The organism is Micromonospora marincola (genome assembly GCF_056150385.1).
Genome location: NZ_JAXCFT010000003.1, coordinates 192,451 through 215,831 on the forward strand (window position 1 = coordinate 192,451; position 23,381 = coordinate 215,831).

Genomic DNA, 23,381 nt, shown 5'->3' on the forward strand with positions numbered 1-23,381 from the left:
TGGTGTCAGCCGAGGTCGACCACGAGGGGTCGGTGGTCGGAGATGGTGGACAGCGGGGTGCCGACGGCGGTGACGGGTGGGAGCCGGTCGAGGTGGTGCGGGTCGGCGAGGGCGTGGTCGAGTTGGACGCGGGGTTGCCCGGCCGGGTAGGTGGGGCGTCGGGCGAGGGGTCGCCAGCGGGTGAGGGCGGCGGCGGGGCCGGCGGGGAGGTTGAGGTCGCCGAGCAGGATCCGGGGGGCGGGCAGGGTGCGCAGGGCGCGTACGACGCGGCGTAGTTGCCAGAGGTTCCAGCCGGGGACGAAGGACAGGTGGGTGGCGGCGACGGTGAGGGGGCCGTGGGGGGTGTCGAGGACGGCGGCGAGCACGACGCGGGGTTCGTCGCGGAGCAGGAGGAGCCCGCCGCCGGGGCCGGGTACGTAGATGGGTGAGCGCACGGGCGCCGGTCGGAGGCGGGTGACGTGCCAGGTGCGGACGGGGTGGCGGCTGATGAGGCCGACGCCGTAGAGGGGTTCGCCGTGTCCGTCGTCGTCGTGGGTGAGGGGGCGGAACTGTTCGCCGGGGGTGCCGACGACGGCGGCGGCGAAGCGGTGGTGGTCGGCGTGCAGGGCGCGGGCGGCGAGGGCGGTGAGGTCGAGGTTGCCGCTGCGGGTCTGGTCGCGGTCGACTTCCTGGAGGGCGAGGATGTCGGCGTCGAGGGCGGTGACGGCGGCGGTGAGCCGGTCGGGGTCGACGAGCCCGTCGGTGAGGGAGCGGCCGTGCAGCAGGTTGAAGGTGGCCAGGCGCACTCGCACACCCTACGTCGGGGGTGGCAGGCTGGCCGGGTGCTGAAGCTGTTGTGCTGTTCGATGGTGGTGTTCGTGGCGGTGGCGTCGGCGGGGGTGTGGTTGCGGCGGCGTCGGGGCCGGTGAGGCTGGCCACAGGTGTTCCCGCCGCTGGTGGCGGGGTGGGCAGAATCGCGGCGTGGATCCGTGGGCGTTGACGACGTTGCTGGCTGTGGCCGCCGTGGCGGGGTGGGTGGACGCGGTGGTGGGCGGCGGCGGGCTGTTGTTGTTGCCGGCGTTGTTGGTGGCGGCGCCGGGGGTGCCGGTGGCGACGGCGTTGGGGACGAACAAGCTGGCGGCGATCTTCGGGACGTCGACGGCGGCGGTGACGTATGCCCGGCGGACGACTGTGGACTGGGCGGTGGCGGGTCCGGCGGCGGGGTTGGCGGTGCTGTCGGCGGGGTTGGGCGCGGCGTTGGCGGGGGTGGTGCCGGCGGGGGCGTACCGGCCGGTGGTGTTGGTGGTGTTGGTGTCGGTGGCGTTGTTCGTGGTGCTGCGACCGCGTCTGGGGGTGGTGGCGCAGCCGGCGCGGCGGACGCCGGCGCGGGTGGCGGTGGCGGTCGGGGTGGCCGGGGTGGCGGTCGCGTTGTACGACGGGTTGATCGGTCCGGGTACGGGGACGTTCCTGGTGGTGGCGTTCACGGCGGTGGTGGGCGCGGATTTCCTGCATGGTTCGGCGATGGCGAAGGTGGTCAACGCGGGGACGAACCTGGGTGCGTTGGTGGTGTTCGGGGTGACCGGGCACGTGTGGTGGCTGCTCGGGGCGGCGATGGCGGTGTGCAACATCGCCGGGGCGGTGCTGGGGGCGCGGATGGCGTTGCGCCGCGGGTCGGGGTTCGTGCGGGTGGTGCTGCTGGTGGTGGTCGTGGCGTTGGTCGCGAAGGTGGGTCACGACCAGTGGGTGGCGGGCTGAGGTGGCGGTGCGCGCGGAGCACGACCGGGCGGTGCTGGCGGGTCTGTTGGGTCGGGATCCGGTGTTGCACGCCTACCAGTTGGGCGATCTGGACGACTTCTTCTGGCCGTACACGTCGTGGTTCCGCCGCGACGATCAGGTGGTGCTGCTGTATCACGGGGTGACGCCGCCGACGGTGTTGGCGTTCGCGGCGCCGGCGGGGCGCGCGGGGATGGCGGCGTTGTTGGCGGAGGTGGCGCCGGTGTTGCCGGCCCGGTTGTACGCGCACCTGTCCCCCGGTCTGGTGGGGGCGTTGGCCGGGTCGTTCCGGTGTGATCCGGGTGGGCGGCATCGTCGGATGGCGTTGACGGATCCGGGCCGGTTGGTGGGGGTGACGCCGGCGGGTGAGGTGTTGGGCGCGGCGGACCTGCCGGCGTTGCGCCGGTTGTACGGGCGGGCGTATCCGGACAACTGGTTCGACGCGCGGATGGTGGAGACCGGCCAGTACGTGGGGGTGCGCGACGGCGGTGAGCTGGTCGCGGTGGCGGGGGTGCACGTGTGGTCGCCGGCGTACCGGGTGGCGGCGGTGGGCAACGTGGCGACGGATCCGCGGTGGCGGGGTCGGGGGTTGGGCGCGGCGGTGGTGGCGGCGCTGTGTGTGCGGCTGCGGGAGAGCGTCGCGCATGTCGCGTTGAACGTGCGGGCGGGCAACGCGGCGGCGGTGCGGTTGTACGAGCGGGTGGGGTTCACCCGGGTCGCCGACTACGAGGAGTTCACGCTGACGGCCCGGTCGGGGTCAACGGCTGCGGCTGGGTGAGTCGAACCGGCCGGCGCGGATGTCCCGCAGGGCCCGGCGGCGGGTGTCGCCGCGCAGGGTGTCGACGTAGAGGCGGCCGTGCAGGTGGTCGGTCTCGTGTTGCAGGGCGCGGGCGAGGAAGCCGCTGCCGGTGATGGTGAGCGGTTCGCCGTGCTGGTCGTAGCCGTGGGCGGTGGCGTGCATCGCGCGGGGGGTCGGGAAGTAGAGCCCGGGGATGGACAGGCAGCCTTCGTCGTCGTCCTGGAGCTCGTCGGACAGTTCCAGGGTGGGGTTGACCAGGTGGCCGTGGTGGCCGTCGGTGTGGTAGGCGAACACCTGCATGTTGACGCCGATCTGGGGTGCGGCGACGGCGGCGCGTCCGGGCGCGCCGAGCATGGTGTCGGTCAGGTCGCGTACGAGGGCGCGCAGTTCGGCGTCGAAGGTGGTGACCGGTTCGCTGGGGGTGCGCAGGACGGGGTCGCCGATGATCCGGATCGGGCGCATAGTCATGCCCGGAAGGCTAGTCGTTGCTTACCGATCGGTGGTGCCCACCCGCCGGTGGTGCGGGTGGCGCTGTGGTGTCCGGTTGTCGTGGGAGGGCCTGCCGATGTATCCACCGATCGAGCCGTACGCGCGGGGTCTGCTGGACGTCGGGGACGGTCAGCGGGTGCGCTGGGAGACCTGCGGCAACCCGGACGGCCGTCCGGCGCTGGTGGTGCACGGCGGCCCGGGTTCCGGGGCGGGGGCGTCGTGGCGGCGGTTGTTCGACCCGGCGGCCTACCGGATCGTGCTGTTCGACCAGCGCGGGTGCGGCGGCAGCACCCCGCCGGTCGCGGATCCGGCCACCGACCTGTCGGTGAACACCACCGCGCACCTGCTGGCCGACATGGAGGTGCTGCGCGCGCACCTGGGTGTGGACCGGTGGTTGTTGTGCGGCGCGTCGTGGGGGTCGACGTTGTCGTTGGCGTACGCCCAGGCCCACCCGCAGCGGGTGACCGCGCTGGTGCTGTTCAGCGTGGTCACCTCCACCGCCCGGGAGGTCGAGTGGGTGACCCGGGACATGGGGCGGGTGTTCCCGGAGCAGTGGGCGCGGTTCCGCGACGGGGTGCCGGAGGCCGACCGTGACGGTGACCTGGCCGCCGCGTACGCCCGGCTGGTCAACGACGCGGACCCGGCGGTGCGGGACCGGGCGGCGCGGGACTGGTGCGCGTGGGAGGACGTGCACGTCTCGCTCGCCGGTGGGGACGGGCCCAGCCCCCGCTACGCCGACCCGGTGTTCCGGTTCGGGTTCACCCGGCTGGTCACCCACTACTTCGCCCACGCCGGTGTCCTGCCCGACGGGCAGTTGTTGCGTGACGCCGGTCGCCTCGCCGGGATCCCCGGGGTCCTGGTGCAGGGTCGGCTGGACGTCAGCGGCCCGCCCGACATCGCCTGGGAGTTGACCCGGCGGTGGCCTGAGGCCCGGCTGGAGATCGTCGAGGCGGGCGGCCACGGCAGCGGCCACGGTATCGGCGAGCGGGTGGTCGCCACCCTGGACGCGTTCGCCGCCTGAGCGCGCCTGAGCGCGGCGGCGGGGCGCGGGTGGGTCAGCCGGCGGCGAGCAGCGCGCGCAGCGGGGCGGCCTTCGCGGCGGCCTCGGCGACCTCGGCGGCCGGGTCGCTGCCCCAGGTGATGCCGCCGCCGGCCCACAGGTGCAGCAGGTGGGCGTCGGCCACGGCGGTGCGGATGGTCAACCCCAGGTCGAGCCGGTCCGGTCCGACCCAGCCCAGCGCGCCCATGCCGGCCCCCCGCCCGACGGGCTCCAGCGCGGCCACGGACGTCAGGGCGGCGCGTTTGGGGGCGCCGGTGACCGACCCGCCGGGGCACACCGCGCGCAGCAGGTCGGCCAGGCCCAGGCCGTCGGCGGGCGCCGCGGACACCGTCGACTCGGCCTGCCACAGGTCGCACCAGCGGCGTACGGCGAACAGCTCGTCGACGCGCACCGAGCCGGTGGTGGCGACCCGGGCCAGGTCGTTGCGTTCCAGGTCGACGATCATCACGTGTTCGGCGCGTTCCTTGGCGGAGGCGAGCAGGTCCCGGCGGCCGGCGGCGGTGGCCGGGCGGGTGCCCTTGATCGGCCGGGTGACCAGCCGGCCGTGTTCGATCGCGACGAGGGTTTCCGGGGAGGCGCAGCCGAGCGTCCAGCCGGGGCCGGCGAGGGTGCCGCCGTAGCGGGCGCCGGGCAGCGCGGCGAGGCGGGCCAGCGCCGGCCGCGGGTCGCCGGTGTAGTCGGCGGCGGCGTGTCCGACGAGGTTGACCTGGTAGACGTCGCCGCGGGCGATGGCGGCGCGGACCGTGTCGACGGCGGCGGCGTGCGCGGCCGGCGTCCAGCTGTCCCGCCAGTCCCCCAGCCACCAGCGGCGCGGCGCCGGGTGTGGGGGCGTGGGGGTGCCGTGGCGGTAGACGACCACGACCAGGTCGGGCAGGGCCGGCGCGGGGGTCGGCGCGCCGCCCGGCGCGCCGATGGCGGACGCTCCCGCGGCGGCGGACAGGAACAGCGCCGCCCCGCACACCCCGTTCGGGGTGTGCGGGGCGGGGCGGGTCAGGTCGTCGACCGGTACGCCGTGCGTGGTGAGGAAGCGTTGCGCCAGGTCGGTGGGGTCGCCGCCGTCTCCGACGCGCCACTGCAGCCGGGCGGTCTCGACCAGGTGGGGTCGGCAGCGCGGCGGCGCGCCCGGCACATCGACCGGTACCTGTGGGAGCGCTTCCACAACGTCTGGTCGGTTCCGGCTCATCCGTTCAGCCGATTCTGGGTGAACAAGCCGCATCCCTGCTCGATGCCGCGCGGATTTGCTTGGTACTGTGCGTCACTGGTCATGTGAACCATGACACAGTGCCCCCACAGTCCGGAGAACCCGATGTGTCAGCACCAGCCCACCTGCCCCTCCGCCGACGCGACCGACCGCGAAGCCGCCCGCGTCCTCGCCTGCTTCCCTGAGCAGGGCTGGAGCCTGCTCTGCAACGGCGTCATCGTCTTCGAGGACACCGGTGAGCTGCTCCCCGACGGGCGGACCATCGCCCCGCACCGGGGACCGGCCCGCCACGCCCTCGTCGCCTGAGCGATCACGCAGCGTCGCATGAGCGTACGCGCCGGCGGTGACCGTCGGCGCGCCGGCCGGGGCGGCGATTCCCCACCGCCCCGGCGCGTGTCCGCTCAGCCCTCCTCGAACGCCTCCGGCGCCGGGCACGAACAGACCAGGTTCCGGTCGCCGTACGCGCCGTCGACACGCCGCACCGGCGGCCAGTACTTCCCCGCCCGGTCCACCCCGCCCGGGTAGGCGCCCACCGACCGCGGATACGGGTGCGGCCACTCGTCGCCCGCCACCATCGCCGCGGTGTGCGGCGCGTTCGCGAGCGGGTTGTCGCCCGCCGGCCACCGCCCCGAGGCCACCTCGTCGATCTCACCGCGGATGGCGATCATCGCGGCGCAGAACCGGTCCAGCTCGGCCAGGTCCTCACTCTCGGTGGGCTCCACCATCAGCGTCCCCGCCACCGGGAACGACATCGTCGGGGCGTGGAAACCGTAGTCGATCAGCCGCTTCGCCACGTCGTCGACGCTCACCCCGGTCGCCCGGGTCAACGGACGCAGGTCCAGGATGCACTCGTGCGCCACCAGGCCCTTGTTGCCGGCGTACAGCACCGGGAAGTGGGGCCGCAGCCGCGCCGCCACGTAGTTCGCGGCCAGCACCGCCACCCCGGTGGCCCGGACCAGCCCCGGCGCGCCCATCATCCGCAGGTACGCCCACGGGATCGGCAGGATCCCCGCCGACCCGTACCGCGACGCGGAGATCGCCGGCCGCCCGTCGGTGTGCGCGCCGAGCGGGTCGCCGGGCAGGAACGGCGCCAGGTGCGCGCGTACCGCCACCGGACCCACACCCGGGCCGCCGCCGCCGTGCGGAATGCAGAACGTCTTGTGCAGGTTCAGGTGCGACACGTCCGCCCCGAACCTCCCCGGCTTGGCGAACCCGACCAGGGCGTTGAGGTTCGCCCCGTCGACGTACACCTGACCGCCGGCGTCGTGGACCTTCGCGCACAACTGCGCGATGCCCGTCTCGTACACCCCGTGCGTCGACGGGTACGTCACCATGATCGCCGCGAGGGCGTCCCGATGCTTGTCGATCTTCGCGTCGAGGTCGACCAGGTCGACGTTGCCGTCGGCGTCGCAGCCCACCACGACCACCCGCATCCCGGCCATCACCGCCGACGCGGCGTTGGTGCCGTGCGCCGACGACGGGATCAGGCACACGTCGCGGTGCCCGTCGCCGCGGTCCCGGTGGTAGGCGCGGATCGCCAGCAGCCCGGCCAGCTCACCCTGCGACCCGGCGTTGGGTTGCACGCTCACCGCGTCGTAGCCGGTCACCTCCGCCAGCCAACCCTCCAACTGGGCGATCAACTGCCGGTAGCCGGCGGTCTGGGCATCAGGCGCGAACGGGTGCAGGTGCGCGAACTCCGGCCAGGTGATCGGTTCCATCTCGGTGGTGGCGTTCAGTTTCATCGTGCACGACCCCAACGGGATCATGCCGCGGTCCAGCGCGTAGTCGAAGTCGGCAAGCCGGCGCAGGTAACGCAGCATCGCCGTCTCCGAGTGGTGGGCGCCGAACACCGGGTGGGTGAGGAAACCCGACGTGCGCGCCAACCCGGCCGGCAACGCCGCCTCGACGGCGTCGACGCCGTCGACGCCGAACGCCGCCCACACCGCCGCCAGGTGCGCGCCGGTGGTCGTCTCGTCGCAGGACACCCCGACCCGGTCGGCGTCGACCAGCCGCAGGTTCACGTTGCGGGCCGCCGCCGCGGCCACCACCTGCGCGGCCCGGCCGGGCACGGTCGCGGTGACGGTGTCGAAGAACGCCACGTCCGCGACGTCGACGCCGCCGGCGCGCAACCCGGCCGCGAGCCGCGCCGCCGCCGCGTGGGTACGCCGGGCGATGGCGCGCAGCCCGTCCGGGCCGTGGTAGACCGCGTACATGCCGGCCATCACGGCCAGCAGCACCTGCGCGGTGCAGATGTTGCTCGTCGCCTTCTCCCGCCGGATGTGCTGCTCCCGGGTCTGCAACGCCAGCCGGTAGGCGGGGTTGCCGTCGGCGTCGCGGGACACCCCGACCAGGCGGCCGGGCAGCATCCGCTCCAGGCCGGCGCGCACCGCCAGGTAGCCGGCGTGCGGCCCACCGAAGCCCATCGGCACGCCGAAACGCTGGGTGGTGCCGGCGGCGATGTCGACGCCGATCTCGCCGGGCGGACGCAGCAGCGTCAACGCCAGCAGGTCCGCCGCGACGGTGACAAGCGCCCCGGCGGTGTGCGCGGCGGCGACAAGCGGCGCGTGGTCCCGCACCGCCCCGGACGCCCCCGGGTACTGCAGGTGCAGGCCGAAGAACTCCGCCGGCAACTCCTCGACGTCCACGTCGACCACCCGCACCTCGATGCCGAGCGGCTCGGCGCGGCCGGCGAGCACGGCGATGGTCTGCGGCAACGCGTCGGCGTCCACCACGTACACCGGGCTTGTGCTCTTCGACGCCCGCCGGGCGAGGGTCATCGCCTCGGCCGCGGCGGTGCCCTCGTCGAGCATCGACGCGTTCGCGGTGGCCAACCCGGTCAGGTCGGTGACCATGGTCTGGAAGTTCAGCAGCGCCTCCAGCCGGCCCTGGCTGATCTCCGGCTGGTACGGCGTGTACGCGGTGTACCAGGCCGGGTTCTCCAGCACGTTGCGGCGGATCACCGCCGGCGTGTGCGTGCCGTGGTACCCCAGACCGATCATGGACACGGCGACGGTGTTGCGCGCGGCCAGGGCGCGCAGCTCCGCGACCGCCTCCCGCTCACTCGCCGGTTCCGGCAGGTCCAGGGTGCCGTGCCAGCGGATCACCTCGGGAATCGCGGCGTCCATCAGCTCGTCGACGGAGCTGTAGCCGACGGCCTCCAACATCCGGCGCTCGGCGTCCGGGCCGGGGCCGATGTGCCGGTCGGCGAACTGCTCTGCGGTCATGCGCGGCGCTCCTTGCGGGGGCGAGGTCGACGGGTCGGCCTCCCCCTGAGTCGCGCTGACGCGCTCCACAGCGCCTGCCCACGTGGTCCTTTTGCCTGAGAGGTTCCGGGGAGAATCTGCCCCTTCGGCGCCGTCTTCTCGACGGTCTCTCCCACGTGGGTGGTACCGGCGTCTCCCACGCTACCAGCGGCCGTGTTTCCCGCTCATGTCCCGGGGGTTGATCACACCGCGGCGCCCGCCGGCTCGGCGAGGCCGGCCGCGAGCGCGGTCAGAGTGGCGCCCAACGGGGCGTCCAGCCGCAGCGTGGCGTACCCGTCGCCGCGGGTGACGCCCTGGTTGACGATCGCCACCGGGATGCCGTGCTTCGCCGCCCGCAACACGAACCGCCGCCCCGACATGACCGTCAACGACGACCCGAGCACCAGCAGCGACCGGGCGCCCTCGACAAGCGCGAAACAGTCCGCCACCCGCGGCGCCGGCACCGTCTCGCCGAAGAACACCACGTCCGGTTTCAGCATCCCTGCCCCGCACACCCCGCAGTCGACCGTGCGGAACCCGGTCACCGCCTCGTCGGGCAGGTCCACGTCACCGTCGGGGTTGACGCGCGCCACCTGCGCGTCGAACCCCGGATTCGCCTCGGTCAGGCGCCGGTGCAGCTCGTCGCGGCCGGTCGCGTTGCCGCAGTCCAGGCACGTCACCTCGTCGAGGCGGCCGTGCAACTCGATCACACCGGTGGCGCCGGCGGCGGCGTGCAGGCCGTCGACGTTCTGGGTGATGATCCCGCCGAGCAGCCCGGCGCGCTGCAGCCCGGCCACCGCCCGGTGCCCGTCGTTCGGCGCGGCGCGGGCGATGGTGCGCCACCCCAGGTGGCTACGCGCCCAGTAACGCCGCCGGGCATCCGGGTCCCGGGTGAACGCCTGATAGGTCATCGGGGTGTGCCGGCGGGACGCGCCGCTGGGCCCCCGATAGTCCGGGATGCCCGACTCGGTGGACAGGCCGGCGCCGCTGAGCACCACCACACCGCCCGCCGCCACAAGCGACGTCAACGCCTCGATCGCTTCACTCACCCCTCCATGGTCCCTCGCCCCGCCCCGCTCCCGCCGCACCCCCCGATGATCATGAGGTTGGCGGTGCGACACGCCGAGGCGGACCGCCGCCAACCTCATGATCGACCTCAGCGCTGGTGACGCGGCAACGCCGGCTGCGGCTCGGCGCCGACCGGCGGCGCCTCCCGGGCGAGGCGTTCCATCGTCCGGGCCAACTGCTCACTGCCGTCGTCGAGGTGCCGGGCCGCCGCCCGCATGTGCGACATCATCATCTCCCCGAAGATCCGCAACGCCTCCCGCGTGGCGACCGCGTCGTCGACGTTCCCCCCGGCGTTGCTGCGGTACTCCACCACCGCCCGCTCGGCCTCCCGCTTCGCCTCCTCAGCCGCCGCCCGCATGTAACTCTCGTACTGCGCCCGGGCGTACTCGGCGACCCGGCGGGCGTAGTCGTGCGCCTGCGCGATGATCTGCTCCGCCTCCCGCTGCGCCGCCGACAACAGGTTGACCTCCTTCGCCGCCGGCATCATCGGCTTGTCGGCGCTCGGGATCACCCCGTGCCGGTGCAACTCCAGATGGTCGTTGAGCCGCTCGTTCTCCGCCCGCAGATTCGCCACCTGCGCCGCCAACAGATCCAACTCGTCGGCCACCTGCATCCGGAACCGGTCCACGTCGGCATGCTCGTAACCGCGGCGGGTGAACGCCGCCGCCCCGAACTCCCACCGCCGCACCCGGTCCGACGTCAGCCGCACCTGCACCGGCCCCGACACGTGCTGCGCGTCGTCATAGCTGCTGATCGGAGTCGCACTCATTCGATACCTCCGTCAGAGGTGGTCACCGTACGCCAGGACGGCCCGTACCAATGCTTGCCGTAACCCTCGTGATGCAGCCGACCCGGGTCGTGACCCGCCCCGGCCAACGCCGCCACCGACTGGCTCACCATCTCGTCGGACCCGCACACGAACACGTGCCGCGACCGCCAGTCCCCCTCGGCCAACACCCGGTCGACGATCGGCGTCGCCTCCCCCGGCCGCCGCGGATCCGACCCCGACACGAACGACACCCGCAACCACGGATGCTGCGCCGCCAGCTTGTCGATCGCCTCGCTGTCGTAGAACTCCGTCCGCGACCGGGCCCCCACATACAGGTCCACCCGCCGCCCCGAACCCTCCGCCGCGACCTGCTCCACCAACGCCTTCACCGGCGCCCAACCGGTCCCACCGGCCAGCAGCAGCAGATCCGACGACCCCGCCGACCACAACGTCAACCCGTCCCCCACCGGCGCCGCCAGGTGGATCTGATCCCCCGCCGCGCACCCGTACACCAGCCGCGACGACACCGCCCCACCCGGCGCCGCCCGCACATGCAACTCCACCGTGCCGTCCGCGCGCGGCGCGTTCGCCGGCGAGTAGTACCGCCACGACCGCACCGCCGGATGCGACACCCCGATCGACTGGCCCGCGGTGAACGGCAGCAGATACTGCGGCCGCACCGTCAACACCGCCACATCGAACGTGCGCCGCTCGTGGACCAGCACCTCCGCCACCCACCACGGCGGGGAATGCGCCTCCGCCGCCTGCGCCGCCTCCGTCATCACCCGCGCGACCAGCCCGTACGCGGCCACCCAGTCCGCGGCCAGCTCGTCGGTCCACGCCGCGCCGCTGAAATGCCGCAACGTCGCCACCAGCGCCTCACCCACCGCCGGGTAATGCTCCGCCCGAACCGCGAACTTGCGATGGTCCGCGCCGAGCTGCCGCAGGAACCCAACCAGCCGATCCACCTGGTCCACGTGCGACACGATGTGCCCCAACGCCGACACCAGACGATCCCGCTGCCCGGCCATGTTGGTCGGGAACATCTGCCGGAGCTCCGGATGCGCCAGGAACAGCGTCGAATAGAAGTAGAGCGGCACCTGGTCGCCGTGCCCGGCCACCAGCGACCAACTCTGCTTGAGTCGCGCCGCGTCCACGCTCAGGCGTTCCCCGCCGACACGACCTGATCCCGCACCTGACCGAGCACGGCCCGCACGTCGTCGATCACGTCACCCGGCACACCCAACTGCGTCAACGTCGCCATCAGGTGCTCACCGACCATCGCGTAGTGGGCCCCCGGGATGTGCAACGGCTGGTGTGCCTCGGCCAACCCCCGACCCGCGTACTCGTTCGGGCCGCCCAGCACCACCGCCAGCATCAACGCCAGATGCCGCCGCTGCTCGGTCATGTCCACACCGGTGAAGTAGCCGGCCAGGTCCGGATCCGCCAACACCCGTTCGTAGAACACCTCCACCGCGGCCTTCACGGCCGCCGCGCCACCGATGCGCTCGTAATGGGAGATCGGGGTCGTCTCGTTCGTCACCGTCATGCTCGGTCCTTCCGCGAAGGGGCCCGCGGCAGCGCCGCGGCAGGGGACGTCGCCAGCGACAGGACATCACGCGCCGTACGCACCGTGACGTCGGCATGCCGGCGACCGTCAGGGACCATAGCGCGCCCGCCCCGACACTTCACGCCCACCCGATCAGGTTCCCGACAACCGTCAACTACGGACAGTCAGTGCTGTCACCCGATTCGACGAACGCGACGCACACCTGTAACCCCATCCCGGTCACCACCGGCCACCGACCCTCTCTTTCGGACACCACGCGGGCACCCACCACGACCTGCGCACACCGCCGGCCAGCCCACACCGGACCGCCCAAACTCCCGCAACCCGCACCCGACGCCCCAGCCCTGCACACACCGTCACCAAACGACGAATCGCGTCGGGCCGAAAAGGCCACGACGCGATCCCGTACACGAGACGGCGGACGATCACCCGGCCCGGCGCCGCGCCCGACGCGCCGCCAACTCGTCCCCCACCGAATCCACCTCAGGCTCCGCGACCACGGCATCCCGCTCCGGACCACCCGCCGGCTCCGCCGGCAGATGCGACAACGAACCCTGAATCTCCTTGAACGCCCCACCGATCGCGATGCCGAACACCCCCTGGCCGCCCTGCAACAGGTCGACCACCTCCTCCGGCGACCGGCACTCGTACACCGTCGTCCCATCGGAGATCAACGTGATGCCCGCCAGATCATCCACCCCACGCGACCGCAACGCCTCGATCGCCTTACGGATGTTCTGCAACGACACCCCGGCATCCAACAACCGCTTCACGACCTTCAACACCACCAGGTCGCGGAACGAATACAACCGGGACGTCCCCGACCCCGACGCATCCCGCACACTCGGCACCACAAGCGACGTCCGCGCCCAGTAGTCCAACTGCCGGTAACTGATGCCCACCGCCGAACACGCGGTCACACCCCGGTAGCCCACCTCACCGTCGGCGAACGACCCAGGCCCCACACCCGCCTGCTGTCCCGAACTCGGACCAGGATCTTGCGGCTCGCGCATCCGGACCAACCTCCCCGCCCGTGCGGCGCCACGCCCCCGTGCGGGCACCCCTCGACACGGCAACCCTAACGCCGACGAGCGGACAGCACCGGCAGGAGACACCCGACACGCCGCGCCACCAACCCGCGACAGCACACACGGCGGCCAGCCGCCACCACCGTGACAACCACCGCCGCGCCACCCCGGCCACCCGGCCGGACCCCACTCAACCCGCGAAATCCTCCGGACGCACCTGGTCCAGGAACTCCCGGAACTTCTCCACCTCGTCCTCCTGCTCGTCCGGGATCACGATCCCCGCCTCGCTGAGGACCTGCTCCGCACAACGAATCGGAGCACCCACCCGCAACGCCAACGCGATCGAATCACTCGGCCGCGCCGACACCCGCACCCCGTCACCGAGCAACAGATCCGCGTAGAAGACGTTCTCCTTCAACTCGGTGATCTCCACCGCCCGCAACGGCGCCTGCAACGCCGCCAACACATCCCGCAGAAGATCATGCGTCAACGGCCGCGCCGGCTTGACGCCCTGCTGCTCATAAGCGATGGCCGTCGCCTCGACCGCGCCGATCCAGATCGGCAGATAGCGGTCCCCCTCGACCTCCCGCAGCAGGACGATCGGCTGGTTGCTGGGCAACTCCACCCGAACTCCGACCACGCTCAGCTCGCGCACCGCCGCCTCCGTGTCGTCGTCACCATCGCACCGCGCCCTTCCCTGCACGGTACACGGACCAGGACACGCAAGTCCCACGCGCTACGTGCACCACGCCTCGACGGACGGGCTTACCCCGGCAAGCCTACGACACGCCCAACCCACCCGAACGTCGCGCGCCCACCCACGACGAAGGGCCGGGCGCCCCACGGCACCCGACCCCCACCGACACACCTCACCGACCCAACGTCGACCGCAACCCCACCCGCACCAACGCCGCATGCAGCTGCTGCGACAACGCCATCAACTCCCGCGCCGTCTCCGCCGCCCGCGCCCGCGCCGCCGGATCACTCTGCCGCACCAACGGCGCCACCAACTGCGCGAACAAACCCACCTCACGATCCGCCGCCGACCGGTACGCCCGCAGATGCCGCGGCTGGAACCCGTACGACGCCAACCCCGCCACCGCACTCGCGATGATCAACGCATCCGCGTCATACCACCCCGGCGGATCCGACACCACCACACCGAGCCGCTCCAACTCGACCAACGTCGACTCGTCGACCCCGCTGCGCGACACCAACTCCGACCGGCCCAGCCGCACCTCAGCCGACTCGACCGGCTCCACCGGCTCCCGGCCTGGCACCTCACCACCCGGACCGACCGCCACCAGATTCGGCCGCGACCGACCCGACGGCGCCTCGGCGTCGTCCCACTGCGCCAACTGCTCCCGGATCACCCGCAACGGCAGATACTGATCCCGCTGCGCGGTCAACACGAACCGCAACCGCGCCACGTCGTCCCAGCCGTACTTCCGGTAACCCGACGGCGTCCGCTGCGGCTCCACCAGGCCCTCGGCCTCCAGGAACCGCAACTTCGAGATCGTCACGTCCGGAAACTCCGCCCGCAACCGCGCCAACACCTCGCCGATACTCATCAGCGCAGGCGCCCGCCCCGCCCCGGACGGCGTCGAAGCCGCAGGCTCGTTCACCCCCGGCCGGCCTCCTCCTCCGGGCGCGGACCGGCGATGAACACCACCCGGAACTTGCCGATCTGCACCTCGTCACCATTGCTCAACGTGGCCGCCTCGACCCGCTCCCGGTTCACGTACGTGCCGTTCAGGCTGCCCACGTCCCGCACCGTGAACGTGCCACCGTCCCGGTGGAACTCCGCGTGCCGCCGCGACACCGTCACGTCGTCGAGGAAGATGTCACTGTCCGGGTGCCGCCCACTCGTCGTCACATCGTGGTCCAACAGGAACCGGGCACCCGCATTCGGGCCCCGGCGAACCACGAGCAACGCCATTCCCGGCGGCAACGAACCGGACATACGGCTCGGCACCACATCGGTGTCCGGCCCCTCCAGCACTTCGTCGAGCGAACCGAGATTGAGCGTCGAAGTGACGTCGAGCGGGGGGAACTCGTCGTCTGGGCGCGTCATGGGACCACCTCACGGATCTGTTCGGTCGGCGTCAGGGAATGGCGGGTCTGGCCGCCGGGCAAACCCACACCCGGCGGCTGGCTCCCCGTGCCCGGGAAGGCGCATTCCGCAACGCTCAAACTATTGGTTCTCGGTCGACTGGGCGAGCCTAGCCAGCGCCGAAATGCAGGGCAACCGGACGCGCGGAACCAACCCCGCCGCCCGGCACGACACGACCTCAGCTCTCGGTGAGCTCGCGGTACGCATCAGCGGTCAACAGACCCTCGACCGCCGCCGGATCATCCGGAGTGATCTCCACCAACCAACCCGCACCATACGGATCCGTGTTGATCACCTCCGGGGTGTCGGTCAACGCCTCATTGCGCGCCGACACCGTGCCACTCAACGGCGCGTAGATCTCCGACACACTCTTCGTCGACTCGATCTCCCCCAGCGACTCACCCGCCGCCACCACCGCACCGGAGTCCGGCAGCTGCACGAACACGATGTCACCCAGGGCGTCCTGCGCGAAGTGCGTGATACCGACGCGGACGACACCACCGTCACCACCGACGACCCACTCGTGCTCGGCGGTGTACCGCAGATCCTCAGGAATCACCAACTGCGTCCTTCGTCATCGGCGCACCGGGAGAAACCGGCGCGGCCGCGACCGGTCAGGAAACCGGCCGGGCGTGGTCCAGCTTGATCGGCGCGTGCAGCTGCGAAACCTCCACAACCTCACGATCCTCGGACGTCACGTTACCGCCGGCCTCCCGCACCGCGGAGACCACCCCGCCCGGAATGTTCAAGGCCGTACGCATCGTCGCCGGATCACCGATCACCAGGATCGAGTACGGGCCACCCAACCGCCGCCCGTCCACCAGCAGGCCACCACCGGACCCGTCCACGAAATACGTCGACGCGATGACCCGCACCGCGGTGCCGTCCGCGCCCTGGATCTGCATCGCCTCCGCGCCCGCGCCCCGCAACTCCTGCACCGCGTCCAGGATCCGCGTCGGCGACATCGCCTTGTCCGGCCCCGAGAACCGCACCTCCAGACCCGGCCCCACCGCCGGCAGGGTCCCGGCCAGAATGCCCAGCTCGTCGGCCCGCCGCGTCGCCTCCTCCAGCGCCGCCTGCCGACCCTGCTCACCCGAACGCAGCTGCCGCTGGCTCTCCTCCAACGCCTCGATGTCCTGCCGCAGCCGCCGCTCCCGCGCATCCAGGTCCGACGAGATCCGGACCAGATCCTCCTCCCGCGTCGCCGCGAGCGTCGGATCCGTCGACGTCGTCTTCAACTGGACCACCAGGGTGAACCCCAGCAACGCCAGCAGCACCCCGATCATCGCGCCGGCCGACGTCAGCCGCCGCGCCCCGGACATCCGCCCCGGCCGCGCCTGCGCCCCCGGCTCCTCCGCCGGGGCCGGCACATCCTCCCGCTCCACCGGCTCGACGGGCTCGACGGGTTCCACCGGCTCGGCGGGCGCCAACGGGCTCAACTCGTCCGGATCCGGCGCGTCCGGACGAGGATCCGGCTCACCGTCCGGACCCGACGGCCGCCCCGGCCCCGCCGGCTTCGGCCACCCCGTGCCCGTCTCCCTGTGCTCCTCGCTCATCGCCACCAACCTACGCCCGGAACAGGTGCCGACGAATCGCCGCCACGTTTCCGAAGATGCGCACCCCGAGCACGACCACCACACCGGTGGACAACTGACCACCCACGCCCAACTGGTCACCCAGATACACGATCAAGCCCGCCACCAGCACATTCGAGATGAACGACACCACGAACTGCTTGTCGTCGAAGATCCGGTCCAGCTTCGCCCGCACCCCGCCGAACACCGCGTCCAACGCGGCCACCACCGCGATCGGCAGATACGGCTGCAACGCCGCCGGCACCGTGGGATCCAGATACACCCCCAGCACCACACCGGCGAGCAACGCCAGCACCGCGATCATCGGCCACCTCCGGAAGGGCTGGGAGAAACACCCGAGCCGGACGGCCCAGGACTTGACGAACCCGCGGCACCCGAACCCGACGGACTCGGACTCACCGAAGGCTCGGCGTAGCGTAGCTGTGGCTCCGGAGCCGCCGGGAGCGTGAGGTCGTCGGCATCCTTCACCCCGAACGACAACCCCGTCGTCCGCGCCACCTCCCGCATCAACCCCGCGGCCCGGCCGTCGTCGAACTTGCCCCGCATCGACCCCGGCCCGATCGCCTGCACCTCGTACGGACTCGTCACCGGCCGGTAGTCCACCAGGATCGCCTCACCGGCCTGACGGATCGTCGACGTCGCGGTCAGCCGCTGCCCGTTGATCGACACCGCCTCCGCGCCCGCCGCCCACAGGCCGTTCGCCACCTTCTGCAGGTCGGAGTACAACACGTGCGACGGACCGGCCTCCGCCCCCGTCACCGCGTCCGTGTCCCGCGGCGCGTCGGCCAACCGCACCACCACACCGTCCCCCCGCACCCGCCCCAGGCCGGTGCCCGCCTCAAGCGTGCGCAGCCGGGACGCCTGGGAACCGCTCAACGCCGCGTCCCGCTGCCGGCCGACCTCCTCGCGCAACTGCTCCGCCCGCGTGGTCAACCGGTCGGTCTCCGTCTCCCGCTGCTTGATCGCGGCGATCAGCCCGGCCCGCGCCGTCGCCCGACTCGGCTCCTCGGCCACCGTCTCCCGGTACGCCACCGCGAACAGGAACCCGATCACCGCCAGCACCACCAGACTCACCGGTCGGCCCAGCACCTCCCGCAACCGGGACACCGGACCCGCCGCCCGCCGCGCCGCCGCGTCGGCGTAACCCGGATCCAGCGGGTTGCGGAACAGCTCGGTCAGGAAGTCCGGCGCGTACACCCGCGCCGACGGGTCCCGTTCCCCGTCGCGGGGCGGCGCCGCCGTCATGCCGTGGCTCCCGCGCGTCGGGCCCGCATCGCCAGGACCAGGCGACGCGCCTGCACCACGTACATCGCGCCGGCCACCCAGTAGAGGACGAGGCCCCACCAGCCCAGACCCCAGCCGATCGCGCCCGCGACGGTGGCCGTGCCCGGCGCGGCGTCGGCCAACAGCAGGATCGGGAACGCCGCCAGCAGCAGGAACGTCGCGGTCTTGCCCATGTAGTGCACCGGGGGCGGGCCGTAGCCGTAGCGGCGCAGCACCCCGAGCGAGCCGAGCAGCAGCAACTCACGGGCCAGCAGCGCCGCGGTGAACTGCCAGGGCACCACCTCGCGGGCGGTGAACGCCAGCAACGTGGCCAGGATGTAGAGCCGGTCGGCAAGCGGGTCGAGCAGCTCGCCCAGCCGGCTCACCTGCCGCAGGCGCCGCGCGATCCAGCCGTCGACCCAGTCGCTGGTGCCGCCCAGGGCCAGCACCACGACGGCGACCACGTCGGCCCGGGCGACGAGGAAGAGATAGAGGAACAGCGGCACGCCCAGGAGCCGGACGAAGCTGATCAGGTTGGGCAGGGTGAGGACGCGGTCCGCCGAGACGGTCGCCGCATCCTCCGGTTGCTCCGCCGGAGCCGGCCGACGCGACACCCCAACCCCCCTCCGCAGCACGGTTCGGCAGCCGAACGAGCGGCCGCCGGAGGAACGTGCGCGTTGTCGGCCGGTCGGATGCCGGCGCCCTCCCCGATGCGGCCCACCATCGAACGGATCATGGGCCGGCCAGTTGCGCTGCCACTATATCGGGCCGGCGGGCCGCTTCCGGTGTCGCCGCTGCGTGGCTGGTCAGTGTTGTGACGGTGGCGACCGTCACAACGGCTAAGGCATCCTAGGACACTAGTGGGTGCGGCAGCGCGCGGATCAGGCCGTCCGGGCGGTGGAGTCGGAGCCGGCCTGCGGCGTCGTCATCGTGGCCGCCTGACCGAACGCGAGCAACGCCAGCAGCAGATCGTGCTGCACCCTGTTGGGCATCCGGTCGAGCACCGCCTGCACCGCCCGGTGCCGCCGCTCCTGCAACTCCCGCAGCAGCGACTCCGCCGCGTTGGTGGGGATGAGCCGCACCTCACGCCGGTCCCGCGGGTCGGCCACCCGGCGCAGCAGGCCCACCGCCTCCAGGCGGTCGCAGAGCCGGCTGGCCGACGACGGGACCACGTCGAGCAACTCGGCCAGCCGGTTCACGTTGGTGTCGGGATGCGACACGATGAGCGACAGCACCCGCAACTGGGTGGGCGAGACGCTCACCGTGTGCCGCGAGGTGGCGGAGTCGAGCACACCGATGAGCGCCTCGGCAGCCGCCTCGACGGCCGCGGCAAGATTCGGAGGTCGCTCCACCCGCTGTCCCCTGCGATCGTCTCGCTCGTGTTCGCCCCGCCGCTATGGTCACCGCCGCGTGACGTCGCCCGACCGGCCGGAACCGCGCCAGTCCAGGCAGACGACGACCGCGTCGTCGCGAAGATCCGCGTCGACATGGTACGCGTGCAGTTCGCGCATCACCGTACCAACTGCCTCGGCGGCCGGCTGCAACCGAGTGGACCGCATCGCCCGCGCCATCGCCCGCGCGCCGTAGGGCTCCTGCTCATCCGGCTCGGCCGCGTACACCCCGTCGCTGACCACGAAGAGCCGGTCCCCCGGCTCCAGCCCGAACTCCTGCACCGCATACCGGGTCTCGGCGAACATGCCAAGCGGAAGCTGCTGCTCCAGGCTGACCGGGGTGACCCGACCGGCGCGCAGCCGCAGCACGCGCGGGGAACCCGCGTCCACCGCCCGCACCACGCCCCGCCGGCCGTCGAGCTCCAACAGCAGCGTGGCCACGTGCCGGCTCCCCCGGTGCTGGTAGTAGATCGTGTCGGAGGCCAGCTCCGCCTGCTCCACCAGGCTGCCGCCGGAGCGGCGCGCGTTGCGCATCGCGTTCACGGTCACCGCGGTGAGCAGCGACGCGGACAGCCCGTTGCCGGCGCCGTTGAGCACCGTCAAGGTGAGCCGGTCACTGTCGACGGACCAGTCGAAGTGGTCACCGCCCACCGTGTACGCCGGCTCGAGCTGCCCGGCGAGCAGCACGTCGCCGTGCTCGACGCTGCGCCCGGGCAGCAGGTCCCACTGCATCTCCGCGGCCATGCTGAGGCGCTCCCGTCGGCGCGCCCGGCGGTAGCGGTCGGTCTCCCGGTCGGCCGCGCGGATGGCGACCGCCAGGTCGCCGGCGGCGTCCCGGGCCGCCGCCACCGTCGCCGCGTCCGGGATGCCGGGAAACTCGACAAGCAGCACACCGAGCCGCTCCCCCCACACCGACAGCGGCAGGTGGGCCCGGCAGCGGCCGTCGTCCGCCGTGTCCAACACCGGCTGCTGGCTGCTGAAGCAGCGCTGCGCCACGCCGTGCGAGCGGAGCGGGCCGCCGTCGGAGCGCTCCGGGTCCAGCACCGGCCACAGCCCGCTGGACCGGTAGTCGGCGACGAACACCTCCGCCCGCGCGGCGCCGAGCGTCTCGCGGAGCACCGCGTCCGCGGCCTCCGGCAACTGGTCGGGTGGCGCCGCGCGCAGGGCACGCGACACCGCTCCGGACGCCTCCGGCATGTGCTCATCCTCCGAGAACGACGATTGCTACAGGGCAAGCATCATACGGAGGGCCACCGACACCGGCACCGTCGCCTCAGCCGGCCGGTCGACTCCCGCGGTATCGCCGCGGCGGGGGCGCGCCGGCCGCGATACTGGCCGCGCGGGTCGAGGCCGCGTGACCCGCCGCGGCCGGCGACGAGGAGGTACGGGGTGAACTCGGCGAACGGCGCGGCGGTGGTGGTCGGCGTGGACGGCTCGGAATCGGCGTCGCGGGCGGTGCGCCTGGCCGCCCGGGAGGCCAGCCGGCGGAACCGTCCGCTGCGGGTGGTGCACGGATTCATCTGGCCGCTGCTGCGCGTGCCGGTGAACGCGCCCGACCAGGCACCGCCCGGCGCCGGCCTGCGCCACCAGGCCGAGCAACTCGTCGGCGACGCGGTCGCGACCGCCGAGGCGCAGTGTCCCGGGCTGCGGATCACCGGCGAGATCATCGACGGGGAGGCCGCCGCCGTGCTGCTCGGCGAGTCCCCCACCGCCGCCCTCGTGGTGCTCGGCGACCGGGGACTCGGCGGTTTCGCCGCGCTCGTGCTCGGCTCGGTCGCGGTGCAGGTCGCCTCGTACGCCGACTGCCCGGTGCTCGTCGCCCGCGGAACGGACCGCGACGCCGGCCCGGTGGTGGTCGGTGTGGACGGGTCGCCGCGTTCCCGTGACGCGGTCGACTTCGCCGCCGCGACCGCGTCCTCGCGCGGCACCCGGCTGCACGTGATGCACGCCTACACCCACCCGACCTCCGCGGGCCCCGGCGACATGCAGCCCCTGGTGTACGAGGAGGGGCGGCTACGCGGTGAGGAGGGCGAGGTGCTGGCCGGGTCGCTGGCCGGGATCGAGGAGCGCTGGCCGGACGTGCCGGTGACCCGCGAGGTGGTGCACGCCCGCCCGGTCCGCGCGCTCACCGCGGCCTCCCGCGAGGCGCAACTGCTCGTGGTCGGCCGGCAGGGGCGCGGCGAGCTGAGCGGGTTGCTGCTCGGCTCGGTGAGCCAGGGGCTGCTGCACCACGCGGACTGCCCGGTCGCGGTGGTCCGCGCACCCGGCTGAGCGGCCCGCGCGCCCGGGTGAGTGGCTCAGGGCGGACGGTTGGCGCTGCCCGGGGCGGGTAGACGGCACGGACAGCCGGAAGCGACCGCGAGGAGGCAGCAATGCCAGGACCACGGCCGGGCAGCAACGCGTACGACAAGCAGCGGGCGCGGTTGCGCGACCGCGTGGAGCAGTCCGGGCGGGCCGCCGACCAGGAGGCGAACCAGGTGGCCAACCGGATCCTCCAGGACGACCGGGGTCAGCGTGGCGTCGTCCGGGGCGAACGGACCTACGGGCCCAAGGGCGAACGCGAACCGGGCGACCCGAAGTGAGGGCGGCGCCCCTGGTCGACGGCGCCATCGCGGGCGCCGTCGGCAGCGCCGTGCTGAACACGGTCAGCTATCTCGACATGGCGCTGCGGGCCCGTCCGGCCAGCACCACCCCGGAGACCACCGCCGGGCGTCTCGCCGACGTGGCGCACGTCGACCTGGGGCCGGTCGAGGAGGCGGCGAACCGGCGGGCCGGCCTCGGGCCGGTGCTCGGATACGCCACCGGCATCGCCGCCGGCGCCGCGTTCGGCCTGCTCGCCGCGCGCCGCCGGATGCCGCTGCCGGTGGCCGTGGTGCTGCTCGGCGGTGGGGTGATGGCCACCTCCGACGGCTCGATGACGTTGCTCGGCGTGACCGACCCGCGCACCTGGCGGCGGATCGACTGGCTCTCCGACCTGGTGCCGCACCTGGCGTACGGGCTGACGGCCGCGGCCACCTGGCGGAGGCTGCGGCCGTCGTCGCGGTCCGGTTAGCGGTCGCTGTCGTCCTCGGCCACCGGCTCGCCGGCCGGCCCGTACGGCGACACCTGTCCCTTCGGCACCGGTCGACCGGCGTCACCGTTGGACGTGCCGGCGCCGCGCGAACGGTCGCCGCCTCCGGTGGCGGCCTTGCGGCTGTCCTGGCTTGTCGCGCCCAGGTCGTTGCGGCGCAGTTCCTCCTGCTGCGGCTTGACCACAGGTCTCTCCTTCCGGTGGGAGCGCGCGGTGCTCGGCCGCGCGCCTGAGCCGGTTACCCGCCGCCGCCCGGCGCATTCCGGCGTGGGCGCGGGGTCTGGGCCGGCGCCCGGCGGGTATCCCGGTGCAATGCCTGACGATCGGAACGTGGCCCGGGCCCTGCTGGACCGGCAGTCCCGCACGTACGCGGAGGAGGCCGGGATCACGCTCGCGGACCGGCCCGGCCCGCTCTACCAACTGCTGGTGCTGACGACGCTGTTGAGCACCCGGATCCGGGCGTCGGTGGCGGTGGCCGCGGCCCGGGAGCTGTTCGCCGCGGGCTGGCGTACCCCGCAGGAGATGGAGGCGGCGAGCTGGCAGGACCGGGTCGACGCGCTGGGGCGCGGCCACTACCGGCGCTACGACGAGCGGACCGCCACCATGCTCGGCACCGGCGCCCGGCTCTGCCTGGATCGGTGGCACGGCGACCTGCGCCGGATGCACCGGGAGGCCGGCGCGGACCGGTCGGTGCTGCGCCGGCGGCTCACCGAGTTCCCCGGGATCGGTCCGACCGGGGCGGACATCTTCCTGCGCGAGGTCCAGGCGGTCTGGTCGGACGTGCGCCCGTACGCCGACCGGCGGACCCTGGCCGGGGCGCGGCGGCTGGGCCTGCCGGCGAACCCGGGCAGCCTGGTCGGGCTGGTCGGGGAGGCCGACTTCGGGCGGCTGGCCTCGGCGCTGGTGCGGGTGGCGCTCGGCGAGGAGTCGGCCGGCGAGGTGAGCCGCACCGCGGCGGCGGGCCGCTGAGC

At 73.0% G+C, this 23,381-nt stretch carries 28 protein-coding genes and 1 riboswitch; of the genes, 8 read left to right on the forward strand and 20 right to left on the reverse strand.

All coding sequences use genetic code 11. The annotated features are described in order from the left end of the window. Positions 1–5 precede the first annotated feature (5 nt). Positions 6–785, reverse strand: a complete 780-nt coding sequence (locus tag SM450_RS09030; protein ID WP_474619237.1) for an endonuclease/exonuclease/phosphatase family protein — start codon at positions 783–785, stop codon at positions 6–8. 175 nt (positions 786–960) lie between these two features. Here SM450_RS09030 and SM450_RS09035 point away from each other — a divergent pair, with 175 nt between their 5' ends. Both SM450_RS09035 and SM450_RS09040 read left to right on the forward strand, forming a co-directional pair. After that, positions 961–1,734, forward strand: a complete 774-nt coding sequence (locus SM450_RS09035) for a sulfite exporter TauE/SafE family protein (protein WP_474619238.1) — start codon at positions 961–963, stop codon at positions 1,732–1,734. A gap of 7 nt (positions 1,735–1,741) precedes the next feature. Then, complete coding sequence (locus SM450_RS09040) at positions 1,742–2,530, forward strand: GNAT family N-acetyltransferase (RefSeq protein WP_474619239.1); 789 nt, start codon at positions 1,742–1,744, stop codon at positions 2,528–2,530. On the opposite strand, the gene SM450_RS09045 is transcribed toward SM450_RS09040, so the two are convergent. Further along, positions 2,510–3,019, reverse strand: coding sequence for a peptide deformylase (locus SM450_RS09045; protein WP_474619240.1), 510 nt, complete (start codon positions 3,017–3,019; stop codon positions 2,510–2,512). The genes SM450_RS09040 and SM450_RS09045 overlap by 21 nt on opposite strands. Positions 3,020–3,116: 97 nt before the next feature. Here SM450_RS09045 and pip point away from each other — a divergent pair, with 97 nt between their 5' ends. Next, positions 3,117–4,061: a prolyl aminopeptidase gene (gene pip, locus SM450_RS09050; RefSeq protein WP_474619241.1), complete on the forward strand. Its 945-nt coding sequence runs from the start codon at positions 3,117–3,119 to the stop codon at positions 4,059–4,061. A gap of 34 nt (positions 4,062–4,095) precedes the next feature. On the opposite strand, the gene SM450_RS09055 is transcribed toward pip, so the two are convergent. Continuing rightward, positions 4,096–5,283: a chorismate-binding protein gene (locus tag SM450_RS09055; RefSeq protein WP_474619242.1), complete on the reverse strand. Its 1,188-nt coding sequence runs from the start codon at positions 5,281–5,283 to the stop codon at positions 4,096–4,098. Positions 5,284–5,406: 123 nt separating this feature from the next. Between SM450_RS09055 and SM450_RS09060 the strand changes: the two genes are divergently transcribed. After that, on the forward strand, positions 5,407–5,607 hold the full coding sequence (locus SM450_RS09060) for a DUF5999 family protein (RefSeq protein WP_013286363.1): 201 nt from the start codon (positions 5,407–5,409) through the stop codon (positions 5,605–5,607). Between the two features lie 95 nt (positions 5,608–5,702). Here the strand turns inward: SM450_RS09060 and gcvP are convergent, their stop codons facing one another. The 16 genes from gcvP to SM450_RS09140 form a co-directional block, all read right to left on the reverse strand. After that, positions 5,703–8,525 (reverse strand): aminomethyl-transferring glycine dehydrogenase, encoded by a 2,823-nt coding sequence (gene gcvP / locus SM450_RS09065; RefSeq protein ID WP_474619243.1) that lies wholly within the window; start codon positions 8,523–8,525, stop codon positions 5,703–5,705. A 73-nt stretch (positions 8,526–8,598) separates the two neighbouring features. Next, a riboswitch (glycine riboswitch) is annotated at positions 8,599–8,689 on the reverse strand. Positions 8,690–8,746: 57 nt separating this feature from the next. Next, positions 8,747–9,592 carry an NAD-dependent protein deacetylase gene (locus tag SM450_RS09070; RefSeq protein ID WP_474619244.1) on the reverse strand — a complete coding sequence of 282 codons (846 nt, stop codon included), beginning with the start codon at positions 9,590–9,592 and terminating at the stop codon, positions 8,747–8,749. Between the two features lie 107 nt (positions 9,593–9,699). Then, on the reverse strand, positions 9,700–10,380 hold the full coding sequence (locus SM450_RS09075; RefSeq protein WP_474619245.1) for a DivIVA domain-containing protein: 681 nt from the start codon (positions 10,378–10,380) through the stop codon (positions 9,700–9,702). Continuing rightward, positions 10,377–11,537, reverse strand: a complete 1,161-nt coding sequence (locus SM450_RS09080) for a globin domain-containing protein (RefSeq protein ID WP_474619246.1) — start codon at positions 11,535–11,537, stop codon at positions 10,377–10,379. The genes SM450_RS09075 and SM450_RS09080 overlap by 4 nt, the downstream gene beginning before the upstream one ends. A gap of 2 nt (positions 11,538–11,539) precedes the next feature. After that, entirely contained in the window at positions 11,540–11,929 is a 390-nt protein-coding gene (locus tag SM450_RS09085) for a group I truncated hemoglobin (RefSeq protein ID WP_474619247.1), read from the reverse strand. Between the two features lie 446 nt (positions 11,930–12,375). Further along, a complete protein-coding gene (locus tag SM450_RS09090) occupies positions 12,376–12,963 on the reverse strand; it encodes a MerR family transcriptional regulator (RefSeq protein WP_474619248.1) in 588 nt (195 codons plus the stop codon). A 205-nt stretch (positions 12,964–13,168) separates the two neighbouring features. Continuing rightward, the gene (locus SM450_RS09095; protein ID WP_091577612.1) at positions 13,169–13,633 is read right to left on the reverse strand and encodes a bifunctional nuclease family protein; all 465 of its coding nucleotides are present in this window, start codon (positions 13,631–13,633) and stop codon (positions 13,169–13,171) included. Between the two features lie 214 nt (positions 13,634–13,847). Further along, positions 13,848–14,549 (reverse strand): transcriptional regulator FtsR, encoded by a 702-nt coding sequence (gene ftsR / locus SM450_RS09100; RefSeq protein ID WP_474619249.1) that lies wholly within the window; start codon positions 14,547–14,549, stop codon positions 13,848–13,850. 50 nt (positions 14,550–14,599) lie between these two features. Further along, positions 14,600–15,052 carry an oxoglutarate dehydrogenase inhibitor Odhl gene (gene odhI, locus SM450_RS09105; RefSeq protein ID WP_007071101.1) on the reverse strand — a complete coding sequence of 151 codons (453 nt, stop codon included), beginning with the start codon at positions 15,050–15,052 and terminating at the stop codon, positions 14,600–14,602. Between the two features lie 217 nt (positions 15,053–15,269). Beyond that, positions 15,270–15,650 carry a glycine cleavage system protein GcvH gene (gene gcvH / locus SM450_RS09110; RefSeq protein WP_107157839.1) on the reverse strand — a complete coding sequence of 127 codons (381 nt, stop codon included), beginning with the start codon at positions 15,648–15,650 and terminating at the stop codon, positions 15,270–15,272. A gap of 55 nt (positions 15,651–15,705) precedes the next feature. Further along, positions 15,706–16,647 (reverse strand): DUF881 domain-containing protein, encoded by a 942-nt coding sequence (locus tag SM450_RS09115; RefSeq protein ID WP_474619250.1) that lies wholly within the window; start codon positions 16,645–16,647, stop codon positions 15,706–15,708. Positions 16,648–16,657: 10 nt separating this feature from the next. Next, entirely contained in the window at positions 16,658–16,990 is a 333-nt protein-coding gene (locus tag SM450_RS09120; RefSeq protein ID WP_007071104.1) for a small basic family protein, read from the reverse strand. Beyond that, positions 16,987–17,931 carry a DUF881 domain-containing protein gene (locus tag SM450_RS09125; RefSeq protein WP_474619251.1) on the reverse strand — a complete coding sequence of 315 codons (945 nt, stop codon included), beginning with the start codon at positions 17,929–17,931 and terminating at the stop codon, positions 16,987–16,989. The genes SM450_RS09120 and SM450_RS09125 overlap by 4 nt, the downstream gene beginning before the upstream one ends. Beyond that, positions 17,928–18,563: a cardiolipin synthase ClsA gene (gene clsA / locus SM450_RS09130; protein ID WP_474619252.1), complete on the reverse strand. Its 636-nt coding sequence runs from the start codon at positions 18,561–18,563 to the stop codon at positions 17,928–17,930. Before clsA ends, SM450_RS09125 begins: the two co-directional genes overlap by 4 nt. A gap of 267 nt (positions 18,564–18,830) precedes the next feature. Continuing rightward, positions 18,831–19,301 carry a MarR family transcriptional regulator gene (locus SM450_RS09135; RefSeq protein ID WP_474619253.1) on the reverse strand — a complete coding sequence of 157 codons (471 nt, stop codon included), beginning with the start codon at positions 19,299–19,301 and terminating at the stop codon, positions 18,831–18,833. Positions 19,302–19,349: 48 nt separating this feature from the next. Beyond that, positions 19,350–20,537, reverse strand: coding sequence for a PP2C family protein-serine/threonine phosphatase (locus SM450_RS09140; protein ID WP_474619254.1), 1,188 nt, complete (start codon positions 20,535–20,537; stop codon positions 19,350–19,352). 192 nt (positions 20,538–20,729) lie between these two features. On the opposite strand from SM450_RS09140, the gene SM450_RS09145 reads away from it, so the two are divergent. From SM450_RS09145 to SM450_RS09155, 3 genes are all read left to right on the forward strand, one after another. Continuing rightward, on the forward strand, positions 20,730–21,611 hold the full coding sequence (locus SM450_RS09145) for a universal stress protein (RefSeq protein WP_474619255.1): 882 nt from the start codon (positions 20,730–20,732) through the stop codon (positions 21,609–21,611). A gap of 101 nt (positions 21,612–21,712) precedes the next feature. Further along, positions 21,713–21,922: a phosphatidylethanolamine-binding protein gene (locus tag SM450_RS09150; RefSeq protein ID WP_091056824.1), complete on the forward strand. Its 210-nt coding sequence runs from the start codon at positions 21,713–21,715 to the stop codon at positions 21,920–21,922. After that, positions 21,919–22,392: a hypothetical protein gene (locus SM450_RS09155; RefSeq protein WP_474619256.1), complete on the forward strand. Its 474-nt coding sequence runs from the start codon at positions 21,919–21,921 to the stop codon at positions 22,390–22,392. The genes SM450_RS09150 and SM450_RS09155 overlap by 4 nt, the downstream gene beginning before the upstream one ends. Here SM450_RS09155 and SM450_RS09160 read toward each other — a convergent pair. Further along, positions 22,389–22,595, reverse strand: a complete 207-nt coding sequence (locus SM450_RS09160) for a hypothetical protein (RefSeq protein WP_474619257.1) — start codon at positions 22,593–22,595, stop codon at positions 22,389–22,391. The genes SM450_RS09155 and SM450_RS09160 overlap by 4 nt on opposite strands. 127 nt (positions 22,596–22,722) lie before the next feature. On the opposite strand from SM450_RS09160, the gene SM450_RS09165 reads away from it, so the two are divergent. Then, entirely contained in the window at positions 22,723–23,379 is a 657-nt protein-coding gene (locus SM450_RS09165; RefSeq protein ID WP_474619258.1) for a hypothetical protein, read from the forward strand. The last annotated feature ends 2 nt before the right edge of the window (positions 23,380–23,381 follow it).